This window comes from Mycobacterium sp. 1274756.6 (assembly GCF_001668625.1).
Taxonomy (GTDB): Bacteria; Actinomycetota; Actinomycetes; order Mycobacteriales; family Mycobacteriaceae; genus Mycobacterium.
Genome location: NZ_LZLJ01000080.1, coordinates 1 through 804, shown reverse-complemented (window position 1 = coordinate 804; position 804 = coordinate 1). Strand labels below are relative to the sequence as shown.

The following is an 804-nucleotide window of genomic DNA, read 5'->3' as shown; positions in this document are numbered from 1 at the left end:
GGTACGCCGGCGGGCTGGGCGCCCCGCTGGCCCACCCGGTGCAGGAATTCCTCGACGGCGTCGGCGCGCCGCTGCGCAACGTGCACAAGCTGGAGTCGCTGATCCGGATTCCGCTGACGCTGGGGCTGGCGGCGCTGCTGGCCCGCATCCCGCTGCCCGGCAGCGCCCCACGCGCCCAGTGGCTGGCCGCATTCGCCCATCCCGAACGCGACCGGCGGGTGGCGGTCGGCATCGTGGCGCTGTGCGCGTTGCTGACGGCCACCTCGATGGCCTGGACCGGTCGGCTCACCCCGCCGGGCACCTTCGACGCCATCCCGCAGTACTGGCACGACGCCGCCGACTGGCTCACCGAGCACAACACCGGCACCCCGACCCCGGCGCGGGTGCTGGTGGTGCCGGGCGCCCCGTTCGCCACCCAGGTCTGGGGCTCCACCCACGACGAACCGCTGCAGGTGCTCGGGGCGAGCCCGTGGGGGGTGCGCGACTCGATCCCGCTGATCCCGCCGCAGGCGATCCGCGCCCTGGACTCGGTGCAGCGCCTGCTGGCCGGTGGGCGCCCGTCGGCCGGGCTGGCCGACACCCTGGCCCGCCAGGGCATCGGCTTCCTGGTGGTGCGCAACGACCTCGACCCCGACACCTCCCGGTCGGCGCGGCCCATCCTGGTGCACCGGGCGGTCGACGGTTCGCCCGGACTGAGCAAGGTCGCCGAGTTCGGCGACCCGGTCGGCCCGGGCGCGCTGGACGGCTTCGTCGTCGACAGCGGCCTGCGGCCGCGCTACCCCGCGGTGGAGATCTACCGGGTGG

1 protein-coding gene is annotated in these 804 nt (G+C 75.6%); it reads left to right on the top strand.

The annotated features are described in order from the left end of the window. A partial coding sequence (locus tag A5643_RS12290; protein ID WP_156628783.1) for an alpha-(1->3)-arabinofuranosyltransferase domain-containing protein occupies positions 1-804 on the top strand: 804 nt, incomplete at both ends.